General features: G+C 67.6%; 11 protein-coding genes and 5 pseudogenes. 7 read left to right on the top strand and 9 right to left on the bottom strand.

Annotated elements, in window-relative coordinates; all coding sequences use genetic code 11:
- Positions 1-202, top strand: a pseudogene (locus tag AB0G16_RS24740) (IS701 family transposase); the annotation flags it as partial.
- A gap of 389 nt (positions 203-591) precedes the next feature.
- Here AB0G16_RS24740 and AB0G16_RS24735 read toward each other — a convergent pair.
- From AB0G16_RS24735 to AB0G16_RS24720, 4 genes and pseudogenes are all read right to left on the bottom strand, one after another.
- The gene (locus AB0G16_RS24735; protein ID WP_362809305.1) at positions 592-1,125 is read right to left on the bottom strand and encodes a hypothetical protein; all 534 of its coding nucleotides are present in this window, start codon (positions 1,123-1,125) and stop codon (positions 592-594) included.
- A 197-nt stretch (positions 1,126-1,322) separates the two neighbouring features.
- Positions 1,323-1,586 (bottom strand): annotated as a pseudogene (locus AB0G16_RS24730) (integrase core domain-containing protein); the annotation flags it as partial.
- 155 nt (positions 1,587-1,741) lie between these two features.
- A pseudogene (locus AB0G16_RS24725) lies at positions 1,742-2,242 on the bottom strand (IS3 family transposase); the annotation flags it as partial.
- On the bottom strand, positions 2,242-2,547 hold the full coding sequence (locus AB0G16_RS24720; RefSeq protein ID WP_362809302.1) for a transposase: 306 nt from the start codon (positions 2,545-2,547) through the stop codon (positions 2,242-2,244). The pseudogene AB0G16_RS24725 and the gene AB0G16_RS24720, both read right to left, overlap by 1 nt.
- Before the next feature lie 90 nt (positions 2,548-2,637).
- Here AB0G16_RS24720 and AB0G16_RS24715 point away from each other — a divergent pair, with 90 nt between their 5' ends.
- From AB0G16_RS24715 to AB0G16_RS24705, 3 genes are all read left to right on the top strand, one after another.
- Positions 2,638-2,820, top strand: a complete 183-nt coding sequence (locus tag AB0G16_RS24715; RefSeq protein ID WP_362809299.1) for a hypothetical protein — start codon at positions 2,638-2,640, stop codon at positions 2,818-2,820.
- A 222-nt stretch (positions 2,821-3,042) separates the two neighbouring features.
- A complete protein-coding gene (locus AB0G16_RS24710) occupies positions 3,043-3,693 on the top strand; it encodes a DUF6518 family protein (RefSeq protein ID WP_362809296.1) in 651 nt (216 codons plus the stop codon).
- A gap of 115 nt (positions 3,694-3,808) precedes the next feature.
- The gene (locus tag AB0G16_RS24705) at positions 3,809-4,768 is read left to right on the top strand and encodes a transposase family protein (protein WP_362809293.1); all 960 of its coding nucleotides are present in this window, start codon (positions 3,809-3,811) and stop codon (positions 4,766-4,768) included.
- Positions 4,769-4,974: 206 nt separating this feature from the next.
- On the opposite strand, the gene AB0G16_RS24700 is transcribed toward AB0G16_RS24705, so the two are convergent.
- From AB0G16_RS24700 to AB0G16_RS24690, 3 genes are all read right to left on the bottom strand, one after another.
- On the bottom strand, positions 4,975-7,230 hold the full coding sequence (locus AB0G16_RS24700; RefSeq protein ID WP_362809290.1) for a beta-L-arabinofuranosidase domain-containing protein: 2,256 nt from the start codon (positions 7,228-7,230) through the stop codon (positions 4,975-4,977).
- 602 nt (positions 7,231-7,832) lie between these two features.
- Complete coding sequence (locus AB0G16_RS24695; protein ID WP_362809287.1) at positions 7,833-7,976, bottom strand: hypothetical protein; 144 nt, start codon at positions 7,974-7,976, stop codon at positions 7,833-7,835.
- Positions 7,977-8,092: 116 nt separating this feature from the next.
- Complete coding sequence (locus AB0G16_RS24690; protein WP_362809284.1) at positions 8,093-8,452, bottom strand: hypothetical protein; 360 nt, start codon at positions 8,450-8,452, stop codon at positions 8,093-8,095.
- 289 nt (positions 8,453-8,741) lie between these two features.
- Between AB0G16_RS24690 and AB0G16_RS24685 the strand changes: the two genes are divergently transcribed.
- A complete protein-coding gene (locus AB0G16_RS24685) occupies positions 8,742-8,906 on the top strand; it encodes a hypothetical protein (protein ID WP_362809281.1) in 165 nt (54 codons plus the stop codon).
- Positions 8,907-8,963: 57 nt separating this feature from the next.
- Here AB0G16_RS24685 and AB0G16_RS24680 read toward each other — a convergent pair whose 3' ends face one another.
- Positions 8,964-11,855, bottom strand: a complete 2,892-nt coding sequence (locus AB0G16_RS24680; RefSeq protein WP_362809279.1) for an RICIN domain-containing protein — start codon at positions 11,853-11,855, stop codon at positions 8,964-8,966.
- A 1,074-nt stretch (positions 11,856-12,929) separates the two neighbouring features.
- Between AB0G16_RS24680 and AB0G16_RS24675 the strand changes: the two genes are divergently transcribed.
- Positions 12,930-15,578 carry an RICIN domain-containing protein gene (locus tag AB0G16_RS24675; protein WP_362809276.1) on the top strand — a complete coding sequence of 883 codons (2,649 nt, stop codon included), beginning with the start codon at positions 12,930-12,932 and terminating at the stop codon, positions 15,576-15,578.
- Positions 15,579-15,639: 61 nt separating this feature from the next.
- A pseudogene (locus AB0G16_RS24670) lies at positions 15,640-15,855 on the top strand (transposase family protein); the annotation flags it as partial.
- A 67-nt stretch (positions 15,856-15,922) separates the two neighbouring features.
- Here the strand turns inward: AB0G16_RS24670 and AB0G16_RS24665 are convergent.
- Positions 15,923-16,726 (bottom strand): annotated as a pseudogene (locus AB0G16_RS24665) (IS3 family transposase); the annotation flags it as partial.
- Positions 16,727-16,734 lie beyond the last annotated feature (8 nt).

Below are 16,734 nucleotides of genomic sequence, written 5' to 3'. Positions count from 1 at the left end.
GCGCAGCCAGAGCATCGGGCTGGGACCGAGCGGCAACCTGCGCGCCGACACCGTGCTCGCCGACACTCCGGCCAAGGCATGGAAACGCCTCTCGGCCGGAGACGGCGCCAAGGGGCCTCGCCTGTACGACCGGGCGCCGGCCCATCTGCCCTGGGATCGCGAACCGGGGTTCGGCCGCCGGCTGCTGATTCGCCGCAGCATCACCAATCGGTAAGCACGCCGGGATCTCCCATGATCAGGTTCGCCGGGTGCTCGTGCCGCCCGAGGCGTAGCCCACTACGCCGAGGTGAAGCGGTGGTGCGACCCGGAAGGGAGTTACCGGCTGGGCGGGGGTGTGCGCAGCGGGCGCGGGGCGCCGTCCCGGATGATCTCCGGCAAGATGCTGAGCCGATGGTGAGGCGATGCCGGCTTCGACGAGACGGCCAAGGCCATATTCGACGGCCTGCGCTGACACCTCGATTGCCTCCCGCCATCCTGAGCCACGTCGGCCAACAGCCCTGCTCGATCCCGGCACGGCCTCAAAACTCGCCGACCGGCCCTCCCCCTGGCACGAGCGGGCAGTCGTCAGGCCGATATCAGTCATGGAGGTCCTCACAATCCTGGGACCGTGATGACCGCACTGATCGCGGCACTCAGCAGCAGGGTCACGCCCATGATCGGTCCGGCTGATCGGCTGCTCGGTGTGTGGGTACCGCGCAGATGTGGCACCACCGACCCGAGCACGACCAGTTGGACGACGCCGACAACAGCCACACCGATGTCATTCAGCAGCCACGCCAGCGGCAGGAAGTGCACCGCCACGACCACCGCGACCCACCAGGCCATCCATCGGGGTGCGCCGCGCCTGGCCAGCACCAGGCATCCGGCCCCCGCGGCGATGACCTCGGCCACGACCAGGACTCCGAACCAGGCGTACTTGCCCTCCAGTGCGCTCGGCTGATCCCAGTTCGCGGCAGTCAGCACCCCAAAGGCCACGGCCAACCCGACGCCCAGCACCGACCCCGCGCCCAGCCAGATCCGCCAGCGCCGGGGCGGGTCCTCCTGCGCCCAGCCGAACCACACGAAGGCCATCAGCCCGAACCACGCCGTCGTGAAGCATTGGTCACGCAAGAACTCAGTCAGCACCGGCACTCATTTCATGGATCGCGCCCGAGTGGAGCGCACCGTTTATACCGCATAGCCCTTTCGACCGCTGCGCCGTACGGTCGCGGTGGTGAAGGGCGGTTCTGGTCCGGCCTGGTGTCCAACGTCTTCCGCACGACCGGGAGCTCGCCCCGGAGTGTGCACACCGGTTGTTGTGCGGCGAGCAGCACCCTATCGATGGTCTGCTGCTCGTGGTCGATGGGGCCGAGGTAGCCGATGGTGGAATGTCTCCTGCGGGTGTTGTAGCGGGTGATCCACTTGAAGACCGCCAGGCGTGCCTCACACGCCGAGAACCAGCCTTGGGCGCCTTGCAGCGTCTCGCGTTTCAGGGGGGCGTCGAACGCCTCCGCCGCGGCGTTGTCGGCGCTCGAGCCGACCGCTCCCATGGACTGGCGCACGCCGAACTCGGCGCAGACTCTGGCGAACTCGGCCGAGGTGTACTGCCTGAGTTCAAGCGGTCGTCGCAACACTGCTGCTCAGCAGCGAGTTTAGATGATCGCTGAAGGCTTCTGCCGGTGTCTTCCAGCCGAGGGTCTTTCGGGGCCTGGTCGGAGTGGATGATCGTGCCGACCGGTGGGATGCGCGACTGGATGGCCATACCGAGCGCGTTGGTCACCAACGCGGCGGTGGGAGATGAGTCGATGGACCAGCCGACCACGCGCCGCGAGTAGGCGTCCAGCACCACGGCGCAGTACGCCTTGCCCTCGCGGGTGGGGGGCTCGGTGATATCGGTGCCCCATAGCCGGTTCGGCGCGCTTTGGGAGAACTGGCGGTCGACCAGGTCGGTAGCGATCTGGTCGGGCTTGGACCGGCGCCACCTGGGCCGGCCGGTGACCCCGGTCAGCCCGGCCCGGCGCATCAGGAGTTCCACCGCGCCGTGGCTGACCGGCACGCCGTGGCCCAGCCGCAGCTCGGCGTGTACACGGCGGGCACCGTGGGTGCTGCGGGAGCCGGTGTGCGCCTGAGTGATCAGGTCGGTCAGCCAGGCGTGCCGGATCGCGCGCCGGGAGGGGGGCCGGCTGCGCCAGGCGTAGTAGCCCGAGACCGACACTCGAAGGACCTGGCAGGCGACCTCGACCGCGATGGCTTCGTCGGCCATCAGCGCGACGGCTTCGAACCGCCTTTTGGGGGCACCGCCTCGCGCACCAGCTCGATCGCGCGGCGGGTGGCCTGCAGTTCGGTCTCCAACTCGGCGATGCGTTGCCTGGCCGCGAGCAGTTCGGCCTTCTCGCTGCTGGTCAGGCCGGGCTCCAGGCCGCGGTCGATGTGGTTTTGTCGACGCCAGGAATAGATCGTCTGGCTGCTGATGCCCAGATCGCGGGCCATGTTGGCGACCGTACGGCCCGCCTCAATGAGATCCAGCACTTCGCGCCGGAACTCCGAGGGGTAGCCACGTCGTCCCATGCCACTCTCCTTTTCAACGAGTGGCACAAGAATTCAAGAACCCGCCTCCACAAGACCAGGGGCACACCAGTCATCGCGCTGGGCGTCGGTGTGACCGGCTGGGTCAGGGCACGTGCCGCCATCGCGGATCTGACCACCCTTTCCGAGGCCGCAATCGACCTCCATGGACGGACCCTGGTCGTCGCCCTCGGCGTCCGCGAAGAGGGGACGGCCGGCCCACTCACGTTCGCCGAGGGCAAGGAGATGACCGCGATCGTCAGAAAGGGCCGATAATCTGGAACGGGCGAACCGCAGTTATCGGTGAAGTGGATCTTGGACCTCTGGCCTGCGGTTAAGCGCGTTCAGGACTGCGGATCTATCCCGGTTGATCCCGTGCCCCGCGGGGGTTTCGGCTGTGGATAACCGGACGATCCTGGGGCCGAATCGCGGTGTTCGGGTGTCTTACGGTGCTGCCCTGGGGTGATGCGTCGCGGATACGACTGGCAGCATCGCCGCATGACGACAATCAGCCGCGACGTCCGACGACGGCACCGAGCCCTGACCGTAGTGGCTTGCGGGATTCTCCTCGGAGTGGTGGACCTGCTGCTACAACGCAGCCTGCCGTACCCCTGGGCGAACCTCGCCAACTCCAGCGCCGTCTGGGCGCTCGGCGCGTTCGGCGTCGGATGGTGGCTTCGCGCCGGCTGGTGGCTGTCGGCCCTCACCGGGATCGTGCTGCTCGTCATCGCCGTGCAGGCCTACTACCTTGCGGCGGTCGTCGTGATGAACGACAACGTGCAGATGATGTGGTCCTCGACGGCGATGACGTGGTCGCTCTTCGGAGTCCTCGCCGGCGCACTCTTCGGAGCGGCAGGCGGACTCAGCCACGACCGGCAACCGTGGCTACGGACGATCGCCGTGGCCATGCCCGGCGCGGTACTGCTCGCCGAGGCGGCCGTGCTCGTCAACCGCAGCGACAACCCCGGCGGTGGGTCGCATTACCGGATCGACAGCCTGCAGACCGCCGCGATCGAAGCGACCCTAGGCGTCGTCCTGATCCTGTTCATCGCGCAGACCCACCGGGTACGTCTGCAGGCGCTCGCCGCGGCAACGGTGCTCGCGGCCGTCGGCTTCGCCGGATTCACCATCGCAGGCTTCGGCAGCTGACCCACCCGTACCCGCAGGCCGCTCGCTGCTCGTTCGTGAGAACGGCCCTGGTGCACGCTTACGACCCCGTGCATGATTAGCCGTGGCTCTGAGGTCTTGGCTCGTTGGGCCAGACGTGGTGAGAACACTTGAACGGACGATCATCCTGGAGAACCGGCGGATCACGGGCCTGTCGGTTGAGGTGATCGCGGAACTGGTGGCCGAGATCGGACCGCTGTGGCAGGCCCGGCACCTGGCCACGCTCGCCAACAGCCCGCGACGGCGCAACATCGGCGCCGGAGCCAGGCACAAGCTGGTGTTCATCGACCGACTGCCGACCACGCTGGTACACCTGCGTCACGGCGTCACCCACGACGTGCTGGCCTGCTGGTTCGGCGTCGACCGCTCCACCATCACCCGCGCCATCCACCAGATCCGCCCCCTCCTGGCCGAACGGGGTTGCAGTATCGCTGGGGGGCGACGGTTGCGAACCCTGGCCGATATGGTCTCCCACCTGGGAAACAGCGGCCAGGAGGCGATCTTGGACGCCACCGAGATCCGGGTGCGCCGCCCGGCCGCCGGCGCTCCTGAACGGAATCGCTTCATCTCCGGCAAAAGCCGGATGAACGCGATGAAGACGATGATCCTCACCGATCTCCAAGGGCGGCTGCTGTGGTGCGGCGAAACCCGTCCCGGATCGGCCGCCGACATCACCCAAGCCCGCCAGTCCGGGCTGGTCGACCTGCTGTCCGACACCCGCGGCCTGCAGATTCTCACCGACGCGGGCTACCAGGGCCTGGGCGGCCAGACCGGAGGCCAGGTCCTCACTCCACCTCGCAAACGACGCGGCAGGAACCTGGAACACGTCCAATGGCTCATGGCCCATCACGACGCGGCCCGGCATGCACACTCCTCCCGGCGGATTCCCGTCGAGCACGGCATCGCCCATCTGAAGAACTGGAGGGCTCTGGCACACCACCACGGCCGTCGCGATCAGCTGCCCGACACCGTCCGGGCCGTGGCCGCGCTTCTGTCCGACCAGCAGAGGGCTGATCACCCGGCCGCTTCCGCCCGGTTCGGAGGACAGAAAGCGTGATCATCGGAGTGTCACCTCAGCGGACCATGCCCTCATCACAATCATGCACGAGGTCGTTAGGCTCCAAGACGGTGGCTCATCTGGATGCGAGCACCCGCATGCTGGTGATGGCACCCTGCCGATGCCAGATGCCCAGAGACCTGCCGGCGAGCGCGTAGGTTGGATGGGGCCTTCGTCGGGGCGGGACGGGCCGCGCGGTGTGCCGGTCAGACCACGCTGAGCGTGTATTGGTTGTTGGTGTTGGCGTTCGGTGCCCACAGGAGCGTGGCCGAGCCAGCGGTGGTCTTACCGCCGCCGTCCAGTGCCGTGCCGGTGCCACGGTTGACGATCTGGTAGCGGCCGTTGCCGAGGCTGTTCAGTCTCCACTGCTGGTTGTTGCCGCCGTTCCACGGCCCCTGCAGGCAGGAGGCGCCGTTGGCGGTGTTGCCCCAGCTGTCGGCGACCATGCCGTTGGTCCGGTTGACGATCCGGTGGTAGCCGTTGCCGAGGTCGACCAGTTGCCACTGCAGGTTGGTGTTGCCGTTCCAGTTCCACTGCTTGAGCGCCGAACCGGCGGCGACGTTCCCGCCGCTGTCGAGCGCCAGGCCGGTGGTGACGTTGGAGATCCGCACCCACCCGGTCGGGATGCCACCGCCGCCGGTGTTCCAGTAGACGGTGTAGTTGTGGCCGTGGGCGTCGTAGAAGGGGATCAGGTTGACCGTCGCGTTGCTGGCGGTGGCGGTGAAGGTGAGCGCGGTGGTGCTGGTCCGGGTGATCGACGAGGTGTTCAGGGCCGGCAGCGCCGACAGTGAGGTGTTGCCGTAGTTGCCCGACAGTACGACCGGACCGTAGGTGATCGCCGCGACGTTGGCGTTGTCGTTGGCCGCCTTCATGACCACGCGCATGGGCAGGCGGACCGTGACGGTGTCGCCTGAGGTCCACGAGCGGGTGAGGGTGGCGTACGTGCCCGGGGTGGTGTCCACGCTCTGCTGCGCGCCGTTGACGCTGATCGTGGCGCCGGTGGTCCAGGAGGGGATGCGGATCCGCATCGTCCACGAGTCGCCGACGTTGCCGGTGACCTGCAGAGTCGTGGTGTCGCTCGCCGGGTACGACGTCGTCTGCGTGACCGTGATCCCGCGCTGGGTCCAGTTCAGCACCGACGGCGCGAACAGGTTCACGGTCAGCGTGTTCCCGTTGTAGAAGTAGATGGAGTCCATGAGTTTGGTCTGCGTCTCAAGGCCCGTGCCCTGGCAGCACCAGAACGAGTTGTAGTCGGTGCTGTAGCCGGGGTTGCGGCCGCCGACACCACGCCGTGCGCCGGGGTTGAGCGGGGTGAAGTAGACGATGTGGCCATGGGCGTCGTTCGGGTTCTGCTGGCCGATCATCTGGTTGATCAGCGCCTGCTCGTAGTAGTCGAACAGGTCGGCCCGGTCCGGGTACAGCGCGAACAGCTCGCGGGTGAGCTTGAGCATGTTGTAGGTGTTGCAGCTCTCGCAGGTCTCGACGGCGAGGTAGGCGGCGATCGCGTTGGGGGCCCGGAAGTATTCGGCCTCACTGTTGCCGCCGATCGCGTACGTGTGCGCGTTGACGGTGATGTTCCAGGCGTTGGTGGCGATGTCCCGGTAGCGGGTGGTGCCGGTCGCCTTGTACTCCCGCGCGGCGCCGATCCACTTGGGGATCTGGGTGTTGGCGTGCAGGCCGTTGAGCCGGTTCTGGTTGGCCGCCAGAGGGTCGAAGACCACGGCGTGGTCGAAACGCTGCGCCGCCGTCAGCCACCGCGCGTCGCCGGTCTGCTGGTACAGGTCGGCCATCGTGGCGTTCATGCCGCCGAACTCGTTGTTCAGCATCGACTGCATCTGGGCGTAGCTCAGCCGGCCGGTACGCCAGTTCACCCAGTCGGCCATGTTCGTGGCCACGGTGAGGGCTTCGGCGTTGCCGACGAGCCGGTACTGGTCGAGCAGACCCGCCAGGATCTTGTGAAGGGTGTACCAGGGCGCCCAGACCGGCTGGCCGCTCTCCACCCGGTCGATGAAGCTCTCGGGGAACGCCGACAGGTAGCCGGCGCGGTAACCGCGGTTCGGCGCGGCCCTTTGGCAGGCCGCCAGCACGCTGATCAGGTAGTCGCCCTTGGTCTTGAACGCCGAGTCGCCGGTTACCGCGTACGCCTGCGCCAGCGCCGACAGCAGATGGCCCATCGAGTGCCCGCGCAGTTCCACGCCCGGGGCCTCCCAGCCCCCGGCGGGCTGAGCCGTGCTGGGAAGACCGGCGTTGAGCCGGAAGGTGTGCAGCATCCGGTCGGCGTCGATGAAACGCAGGTAGGCCAGGGTCCGGTTCTGGTTGTCCAGCCATCGACCGCTGGTCAGCCGTACTTGACCGAGGTCGAACGGGTACGCCGACACGCCGATGTCAGCTCTGACCGGGGCTACCGCGGCCACCGCGGTCGCCGTGGCCGTGGCAGCGTCAGCTCCGGTGACGTTGAGCACCTGGCTTACAGTGGACGCGACTCCGACGGCGCCGACGGCTTGAAGAAGCTGGCGGCGGCTGAGAGACGAGGACGACACGGGACCTCCGGATTGACGTCAACGTTGATATTTCTGTGGTGCGTTCCGAAGCGGCCGTTCGACTCGACGGCGTCTCCGCGCCTGGCACGCCAGTCGGGCCTCGGAGCGCTCGTACCGGGGGAAGAGCAGCCCGGGGTGATGCGGACGCCGATCACCTTTGGAAAGTCGAAATTCGTGAAGGTCTGACAGTTTTGGCCAAGCCGAATGTTAGCGATAACATCAACTCTTGCCCGGCGCCGATGTGCGGCTGACGATGTTACGGAGTCAATTCAATAGAAGTCCCGGCGTCAAGAGCACAGAGCCAATCCCTCGGACGTCCGGGCGCCGTTGGCGCACCACCTGGCCTCTTACCGTGACGTGTTCGCGCCGTCGCGATGAGATGTTGTGAAACTTTCATCCCGGCGTCCGCCGGATGGTGAGCCGTCGCTTCCCTGACCAGACCGCGGCCCGGCGGCTGTGAGTCATCCGAAATCCCCGATCCGCACGGAACTCGATGGACAAGAAGCGCACCCCGCCCGGCGGCTTCACCAGGCGAGGTGGCTGCTCTGGGTGAGCGCGTCGAAGCCTCGGGGGTAGATGGACCGGGGCCGCACGCCGGTCAGGATGTGGAACTGTTTGCGATCGCGACTTCGGTGCTCGCCGCGATGGCTGGCGGCGATCGCCGCCACGCCAACTCCTTCGTCGTCGGCGTGCCACCGAGCCACGACGTCGCCTTGGTGCTCATCGACGACGCGAGGCGAGGCCTCATCGACAGCGCGAAGCGGTCCCGGTGTGAGCTCGGAACTCATCCACCGCTGCTGCCTTGTTCGGGGTCGGCCTCGACGGGGTCGACGGGCCGCAGCATCAAAGGCATTGTGGCCAGCACGATGGGCCTGGAGATGATCTCGAACCAGGAGCTGCCGGCATCCCATTGGATGACGGTGGAAAGAGCGATCAGAGCCCATACGGCGATGAGGATCCGGCGCGCGCTGTGACCGCGTCTCCAGTCCACCCCGGCCTGAAGCGCCAGCACGGCAGGAGAAAGGGTCAGCCAGAGCGGCACCAGCCACGCCCAGAACCCCGACTGGTCGAGTCCCTGTGGCGACTGTGCCCATGCCAGCAGGTCGGTGAGCGAGAGCCACACCATCAGCACCGCTCCCAGCACGAGGACCGCCCCTGAGCGGGAGGTCGGGGTGGCCGAGCACGCGGCCCGGATGGACCTGCCCACCGAAGAGGACCGGCGCCGCGAACGCGCCCGCGTCGTCGAGATCGCCCAGACGTTGCTCTCAGGGGGCTGACGATCCGCCAGGTCGCCGAGAGTTTGAACGTGGAGACCTTCACGTTGAAGGCGTGGCTGAAGGAAGCGGGCATCCAGATCAGCCCGGCCGCGACCGCGCCGGTGACGGCGGGCTCGTCGGGCGGGATGGGGACGGGGGGGGCGTCATCCGGTGAGCGTGTTGAACGAACTGACCCAGCAGGGACGCATCGAGACGGTCATCTGGCAGGTGGAATCGACTGGCCCCTCGCACGCGCCGGCCTTCACCGCGGCCGCCCGCCGCCCGCCCGCTCGCCACGCGCGGCGGCCGATGAGTTCGCATCGGCCTACGACCGATACCTGATCGACACCGCCGCTCAGAGCGCTTGTGATGCGACGGAACGCGGCTGGACCCCCCGTGTCACATGGCGATGACCTGCCATTCCTGGTTGGTGCCGCTGTTGGTGGCCCATTGGATGACTCGGGCGCCGTCGGCTGTGGAGCCGGCTTCGACGTCCGCGCACAGTCCGTTGCCGGCGTTGATCAGTCGGTAGTAGCCGCTTGTGGCCGCGGGGACGAGTTTCCACCGCTGGTTCGCGCCGTTGTTGTCGGTCCTCTGAACCAAGGCGGTGCCCTGGTTGGCGTTCGGGCTGGTGAGGACCTTGCCGCTGCCGGCACCGGACAGCCGGAACGAGCCGTCGGAGTTCTGCGACATCTGCCAGCGCTGGTTGGTCCCGCCGCTCCAGGGCCACTGGACGATGGCGGCGCCGTCGGCGGTGGAGCCGCCGGAGACGTCCAGCACCTTGCCGCTGTTGCGGTTGACCAGGCGGACGACGCCGGTGGCCGGACCGCCGGTGCCCAGGCCGATGGTGATCGGGGTCGTCGTACCTGCGGTGAGTGACACCTGGCGGGCGTGGCTGCCCAATGGCGAGGTGGCGACGCCCGCGCCGGTGGTGACGGAGGTGATCCCGCGCCGGCAGATGAGCGTCACGGTCTGGGTGATGTCGGAGACGACGGTGGCGGTGACGGTCCGGGCACCGAGGTCCCAGGTGAGTGACGCGATCCGGATACGGTTGCGGCCGCGCACGCCGGTGATCTCGCCCTTGGTGAACTGGTCGGGCAGCGCGGGCAGCAACTCCAGGATGCCGGGCCTGGTGTAGATCAACGCCTCGGCGAGAATCGCGGGCAGCGAATTGGCGGCATCGGCGTTGTAGATCGCCAGGTTCGGGTTGTGGGAGGTCATCAGCGACCGGAAGATCATGTTTTTCCCCAGGATCTTCCGCAGGTTGCCGTACACGCCGGCGCCGTCCTTGAGCCGGGCTCGGGCGAGGCTGCGGTGGATGGCGCCGTGGGCCTCTCCCGCTTCGTCGCCTCGCAGGTCCAGGGCGCGGCTCGCGTAGCGGATCAGGTCGGGCTTGTCCTCGGGGTTGATCTCGTGCAGCGGCCAGAGGGGGTACATGTGCTGTACGTGACGGTGGTTGTAGCGGTCGGTCAGGCTGGGCCACGACCATTCCGCGAGCGCCCCGTCGCCGTTGATTCGATAATCGGGCATCTTGGTCAGCAAGGCGGTCCAGCGTTGCACGCCTTGGCCTGAGCCCTGTTCGGTGCCGAGGAAGTTCGCGGCGTCGATGGCGGCCTGCAGTGCGTGCTTGCCTGCGGCGATCTCGCCGGTCGCATTGATCGACAGCTGCCTGCCCGTGTTGCCGGGGCTGTTCTCCATGGAGAAGCACGGCACGAAGATGACCTTGCCGTTGGCGTCGGTGCGGGTGAGGAAGTCCTCGTAGAACAGCGCGAGCTCGATCAGGACCGGAGCGAGCTTGGTGCGGTAGAAGGTGGCGTCACCGGTGACCTGGTAGTACTCGAGCAGTGGATAGAGCAGCCAGTCGGCGCCGCCGATCCAGGTGTGGCCGGGGAAGCCGCCGTCGAAATGCAGCATCTTGCCGTACTCGCCGTCGGTCCGGGAGGGAGCGAGCAGGCCGCGAGTGCCGTAGAGGTTTCTGGCGTTGGTGCGCCAGTCGTTGATCTGGCCGAGGATCAGGGTGAAGTAGCCGTCCATGGCTTCGGTGAGGGACAGGATGTTTCCGCCGGCGACCTGGAAGTTGACGTTGGCGTCCGTGGTGAAGTCGCCGGCCCACGCCGCGTCCCAGGCGCCCGTCCACAGGCCGGTCAGCCGCGGCGGCAGGACGCCGCTGGAGGAGAGGAACAAATAACGGCCGGAGTCATACATCCGCTCCAGCAACGCGAGGTCGATGACATTGCGGTTGGAGTTCTGCCGCGCGATCAGCTCACCGGTCGACAGTTGCCGATCGGCGGCGCTGACGTTCAGGTCGAGGCGTGAACGGTCGTACAGCTCAGCGTGCAGGGCGGTATGCCGCGTCAGCGATGCCGCGTAGTCGGCGCTCAGCGCGGCCAGCGCCGTGTGCAACGGTTTCGCCTCCCACGCGGTGGAGGAGTCGTAGCGATCGAGTTTGGTCAGCAGCACGAGCTTGGTCGCCGCGGCCACGACAATGGCCGAGCCGCTCACCCGTACCGAACCGCCGGTCGCGACTACCCGGGTGACGCCCTCATAGCCGAACGCCCCCTGCCCTGCCGGGTATCTGCCCCGCAGGTTCACGTAGCCGTCACCGTTGCCGACCGTGGCCAGAGTGGTGAAACCGACGGACCCCGGCACGCCGCCCAGGGCCGTGTTGACGCTCAGCGTGGTGTCGATCGTCCGGCCCGGCGCGGCAGTGAGTTCGTGGATGATCACCCGGTCGGCTCGGGAGGCGAAAGCCCGCCGGGTCCACGTGCCGTAACCGTCGGTCCACGTCGAGGTGACCTCACCGGTCCTGAAATCGGTGATCCGGGCGTAATCGCCGGCCGTCGTCATTCCCGGGGTGCTGATCTGCAGCTCATAGCCCGGATGGAAGGTCTGCGTCCAGCGCAGCGACCAGCCGGAGGTGAAGTCGCCGGTGGCGCCGTTGAAGTCACCGGCGAGCGCCTTGTTCCTGACCCCCGCCAACCGGCCCGACAGCACCGGCGGAGTCACGTTACGGGTGCCGTTGGGCAGCACGAACCGGTGATGTGTGAAGATCACCTTCTCCAGGGTGGGCGCGCCGTAGAGCATGGCCCCGTACTCACCGTTGCCGGTCAGGAAGGCATCGGACCAATTCGCCGCGGCCGTCGTGTCGTAGATGCCGCGTTGCGGCAGCGTCACCTGCGGCGGCACGGCGGCGGCCGCCCGGCCGGCGAAGATCGCCGAAGGCAGCGCGGCAGCACCGACGGTCGCCGCGGTGGTGGCGATGAAGCGTCGACGGTTCAGCGGCATGTTCATCCAAGCTCCTGGTGACGAGGCGGGGGTGATGATTGCGGCCGAGTGCCGCCTGTGCCTCCACGACTGGGTAGTCCGTCGCCGCGAGGCAGCCGCCATTCGACGGGACACCCCGCGGTAGAGCACTCGGTCAAAAGGTGCCTCCGACGGCAAACACGCCAGGTGATTTACCTAAGAGACATCCCATGAATAAAACTCACGTAACGTATGACGTCTTATGTATTACGTCAAGAACAACTGCGAACGCCGTGTAACGTCTGGTCCCGGCTCCCAGGACGGCCGACGACTCTCTCAGGAGTTCGGTGTAACTTTCATCGACAGGAAGGTCGGGAGCCAGGACGGCAACCGCGAGGTGTGCGCCTACCGCCGGTACTTCCTTCCTCCATCCCTGGCCCCGCCGGGGCCGGCGGGGCCGCCGGGAGTCATCTACATCGAAGTCAGCCAGCTCGGCCTTCCGCAACGAGGACCTCACCCACGCCCTGCGCCTCAGCCAGGCCGGCGTCCCGGTTGAGTTCCACCTCCACCCCGGCGTCCCGCACGAATTCGAAAACATGGCCTTCACCTTCAAGGTCACCCGGCACGTCATCGCCGACCGCGCCCGCGCCCTCGCCTCCTTGTGGACCACGCCGCCCCTGGCGCACCTCTCATGATCAACTTGAAGTGGCGTCCTTATGGACACCGCACCGGCCGGCGCCACACGTTTCGGGTCGCAGTCCCACGGGCGAAAAATACTTCGCTTCGCGTTCTCGCGGCAGACGCGGATACATCCCCTGTATGAGGCGTCCATTGCGGATTGAAAGTTTCACCACCTGCGAGCTTGCCTGAGGACATCGACTGTGGTGGAAGCACACGGCCGAAGTAATCCCATCTCTCCGGGACCGTGAGCCTTGACATGCGGGAACCCCGGGGCCTATGTGTGATGTCCGGCCACGGGCTCGAACCGATTCGACTCCAGACAGCGAGCCTCATCAGGCCGCCGGACCGAGGACACAAGGGACTCACCCGAAAGGACTACCGATGAAGCGGAGCGATCCCTCCTGCCGTCCCCGACGTCTGGCGAGCAGGTGGCCGGCGGCGATGGCGGTCTTCTTGCTCGCGATGATCGGGGCTCAGCCGGTTGCGGCGGCACAGCAGTCTGCGCCTCAGCAATCTGCGCCGCAGGAGTCCACCGCGTCGGTTGCCGCCGCCGCAGATGTCGACGGCTTCACCGCGGGCAATGCCGCGATCGCCTCGGTCGATCTCGCCGGGACATGGAGCTTCACCCCGGCGGGCCGGTCGACGACGTCGATCAAGGTGCCCGGCGGCGGCTGGTACAAACAAGGATTCACAGACGTGAACGAGGCCGTGTACTCGCGCACCGTCGTGATACCGGACTCAGGTCAGCCCCAGTCGACGTGGATCGAGTTCGGGGCGGTGAACCACCAGGCGACGCTGTCGGTCGACGGCCGGGTGGTGGCGACCCAGACGACGGCGTTCACCCCCTCGAACTTCGATATCAGCAGCTACGCGGCGCCCGGCACCACACACACGATCAGTGTGCACGTGAAGGGTCGCGGGGCGTTGAAGGCGGCCGACGGCAAGTACCTGGTTCCCGTAGCGGCCGACTGGTCCGAGGCGATACCGCAGGGGATCTTCCGGTCGGCGTACCTGCGGGCGTATCCGGCGGTGCGTGTCAGCGACGCGTTCGTCCGCACCTCGGTGGCGGACCGCACCATCAGCTACGACGTGTCGGTGACCAACTCCTCGGCCGCGACCAGAACGGTCACCCTGACCGGGTCGCTCGCGTCCGACGGCGCAGGCTCCTTCAGCTACCCACAGCTGCCGCAGCGAACCGTGACGGTGGCGGCCCGTTCGACGGCGAAGGTCACGGTGGGGCCCGTGGCGTGGAACCTCGGCACCACCTCCTACTGGTGGCCCAATGTGCCCTACCGGCCTGGATACCGGGCCCAACTGCACCGCCTCGCGATACACGCCGCCACTGACGACGGCCGCACCAGTGATGCCACATACCGCTTCGGGTTCCGGGAAAGCACGCAGAACGGCGAGTACTACTACCTCAACGGCGTGCGAGTGAACTTCCGTGGCGACAGCCTGCAGGGCGCCGACTACGACCGGGTCAACAACGGCGGGAAGGGCGACGCGTACGACACCCTGCCCGGCTTTCTGCCACCGTCGCCCGGCAACGGCGGCTGGCCCCAGGCAGTGGACAACTACCAGCGCCTCAACTACAACGTGGTACGCATCCACATGGAACCGGCCAGCCCGTACATGCTCGACGTGGCCGACGAGATGGGCTTGATGATCATCGACGAGACCGCCATCCGCAGTGGTGCCCAGAACTTCGTGGCCGGACGCGACAACATGGTGGCCCACGCGCGTGCGCTGACCCTGCGCGACCGCAACCATCCGGCGGTGATCCGCTGGAGCCAGATCAACGAGCCCAGCTTCAACAACAACGACTCCCAGCAGTTCGAACAAGACCTGTACGCGGCGATGAACGGCAACGACGGCACCCGGCCGATCAGCATCGACGCCGCTCCGGGCGCCGACTCGGCCAGCCGGTATCCGGCCATGAACTACCCGAACTTCGCGATCTTCGCGCACTACCTGGACGGCACCGGCCGGTACGGCGAGGCCCTGAATCGCGTCCCCGGGCGGCCGGACGGCGAAGGCGAGTACATCTGGCCCGCCTGCAGCACCAAACAAGGCTTCACGTGGTTCGCCACGGCAACCCTTGCCAAACGGGGCAAGGACGCCAGCGACCTGCGCCCGTACACGCTGCTGTCCGCCTGGGCCGGCGTGGTGCCCGGCGTGCGGACCACCGACTTCACCACGGAGGAGGGCAGTCGCCCGGTCTACGGCGCGGACAACCTGACCGACCCGTGGAGCAACTCGCAGATCCAGCGCGTGCAGGCGGCGTTCAACCCGGTGGCCGCGGTCGACCTCCCGTACTGGTCCGCCTCCGGCGCCTCGGACTCGAACGGCACCTTCCCGCTGCCGCAGGCGGTACCCAGCTACGCCCGCAACGCCACGGTGACCCGCAACATCACCGTGTTCAACGACGATCTCACCGACACCTCGGTGAACTTCACCTGGACCGCCCGGCTCGACGACCCGACCGGCGCGGTCATCGCGTCCGGCAACACCAACCTGACCATCCCGCTCGGCTCGCGGGTCACCCAGCCGGTCACCTTCACCACACCGGCGAGCGGCTCACGCGTGTACCTGGTACTGACGACCACCAAGTCGGGTACCACGACGTTCACCGACGCGGTCGAGTACTTCAATCTCGGCTCCGGTTCGGGCCCGGTGTCGGGCGCGACCTACCGGATCGTCAACCGCAACAGCGGTAAACCCCTCGCCGTGGCCGGAAACTCCTCCGCCGACGGCGCCAAGGCCGTGCAGCAGTCCGGCTCCGCCGCGTGGACCGTCACCAGCGGTCAGGACGGCGCGTACACCCTGCGCTACACCCCCACCGGCAAGGCCCTCGACGTCAACGCCAGCAGTACGACCCAGGGGCTGCAACTGCAGCAGTGGACCGCTAACGGCGGCTCCAACCAACTGTGGTACCTGCGTCCCACCGGCGACGGCTACTACACGATCGTCAGCTACAGCAGCGGCCTGTTGGCAGACGTATACGGCGCATCAACCTCCGACGGCGCCCAGGTCGTGCAGTGGGCGGCGACCGGCGGCACCAACCAGCAATGGCAACTGGTCCCGTCCTGACATCATCTGGGGGCGGCCCCGCCACGACGCCGGGCCGTCCCCCGCCACGTCGCCATCAGCGTTGTGCTGCTGGGCACCCGGTGGTGGGGGCGTCGGACGGCGCCTCGACAGCCAGCGCGTCGAGCGCCGCTGTTGGTGGCGTCGGTTGGATCCAGTCCAGCAGGCGCCGCTGGTCCTGGCTCACCTGCGCAATGGTGACACCTACGCCCGGCTGGCCGCGGGCTTCGCGATCGGCACCACCACGGCCTGGCGTTACGTGCGTGAAAGCGTCGACCTGCCGACGGGCACGGGTGAATCTGACGGGCGGCTGGCGCGAGCCCACGAAGGGGCTCGGTACCTCGATATTACGGAAACAGAGCGGAGGGTTCGCCGAGTCGGCGCGGACGGCGCGGACGCCTCGTCACGCAGCAGCCGGACGAGGCGCTCGGGTGGCGGCCGCGTCGCGCTGCATCCGCAAGTGGGGTGCCACCGGAATACGGCAGCAACGGGCCGCGCTGGGGTGCTGTCCAGACAGAGTCTGGAATCTGCCTGGACAGCACGACCGCATCACCGATGAGGCTGAGGTGGCCGATGGTGGAATGTCTCCTGCGGGTGTTGTAGCGGGTGATCCACTTGAAACCGCCAGGCGTGCCTCACGCGCCGAGAACCAGCCTTGGGCGCCTTGCAGCGTCTCGCGTTTCAGGGGGCGTCGAACGCCTCCGCCGCGGCGTCGCAGCGGCGGCCCGCAGTGCGCCGGTCACCGGCTCGGTGCGCATGTGATCGGCGATCGACCAGCCCGCCAGCCGGCGTGAGCCCAGGTCCAGCACCGTGGCCAAGTAGAGGAGCCGGCCGTCACCGACGGGCAGGTACGTGATGTCACCGACGTAACGCCGGTTCGGGGCGGGCGCGGTGAAGTCCCGCCCGATGAGGTGGGGCACCTTCTGATGCGAGGGTTCCGGCACGGTGGTGCGCACCTTCTTGCGCAGATGCAGCCCGACGATGCCGAAGCGGCGCATCACCCGCGCCACCCGCCTGTGGTTGACCCTGCGACCTTGCGCGCGCGACTCGGCGGTGACGCGCGGACTGCCGTGGACACCGTCGAACTCTCCGTGGATGTACCTGATCTCCTCGGCGAGTACAGCGTCGGCCGCAGCCCGCTGCGCCCGAGCCGAAGCCG

The sequence above is a fragment of the Streptosporangium sp. NPDC023615 genome, assembly GCF_040640155.1.
Classification (GTDB): Bacteria; Actinomycetota; Actinomycetes; order Streptosporangiales; family Streptosporangiaceae; genus Streptosporangium.
This window is presented reverse-complemented; position numbering and strand designations above follow the sequence as displayed.